General features: G+C 30.0%; 1 protein-coding gene. It reads right to left on the bottom strand.

Going from position 1 to position 1021, the window contains the following annotated elements:
- A partial coding sequence (locus Q0370_RS07900) for a V-type ATPase 116kDa subunit family protein (protein ID WP_299574312.1) occupies positions 1-1021 on the bottom strand: 1021 nt, incomplete at both ends.

Raw genomic sequence — 1021 nt, forward strand, 5'->3', positions numbered from 1 at the left:
AAAAGAAAAATTTAACAGATTTTCTCATTTGAGGACTTAAATTAACTACTTTCAAAACAAACATTGTTGCAAGCAGTAACACAAGCCCGTAACCTACATCTGCACCCATCATTCCAAAAAATAAGATATAAAACGGTGTAAACAGTGGGGTTGGGTCAATTTCATTATATCTTGGATATGCATACATTCCAGTCAAATTTTCGAATGTACTTGCAACTTTTCCATTTTTCAGCTTAATAGGCACTGTCGCATCATCCCTATCCGCATCTGTGAATGTCAAGTAATAATTATCTCCAGCCTCATCTTTTATCACTTTCTCAAATTCACTTACTTTTTCAGTTGGAATCCATCCTTTTATCAAAATAGTATTTTCAGTCTGTGCTAATTTTTCTGATTCAACAATTCTTAACTTTTTATTCTGCATATATTCGTAAACTGCCTGTAAATCAGTTAAATCTTCACTATAAGTTTTAATTTGAGCTTTTAGTCTACGTTTTTCCTTTTTCAACTCTGATATTTCCTTTTGCAGTCCATTTTTGTAATCTTGTGGAACTGCATTAATGTCAAGATTTTCCACTGTAAAACTGCTATTTCTAAAAACTTCAGACAATTTTTCCTTTTCACTTTCATCTATACTTGAAATTACAAGATAATACACTTCATCTTTTACTATTTTCAGCTCTTCATAATAAGTTTTATCAAGTTTAGAAATGCCTCCAATAAAGTCACCCTTTAACTTTAACGGTATCGTTCCAAGAAATGTGTTTACCTTTTTTAATTTTTTTAATTCCATAGGATTTACATCTAGTCGTTCCCACAAATCAATTTCATCATAACGCATGTATTTTTTAGAAATTTCCGATTTTATTTGTGAATATTGTGTTCCAATTTTATTCAGTTCTGAAGAAACTTTCTTCCAGTCATAAGTCAATGCTTTTTTTGCCAATTCATCAAATGTATAATTTTCATTTCCATGAATAACATCTCTTAAACGTGTTTTTCTTTCATCATATTTTTTAAT

The sequence above is a fragment of the uncultured Leptotrichia sp. genome, from assembly GCF_938036635.1.
Lineage (GTDB): Bacteria > Fusobacteriota > Fusobacteriia > Fusobacteriales > Leptotrichiaceae > Leptotrichia > Leptotrichia hongkongensis.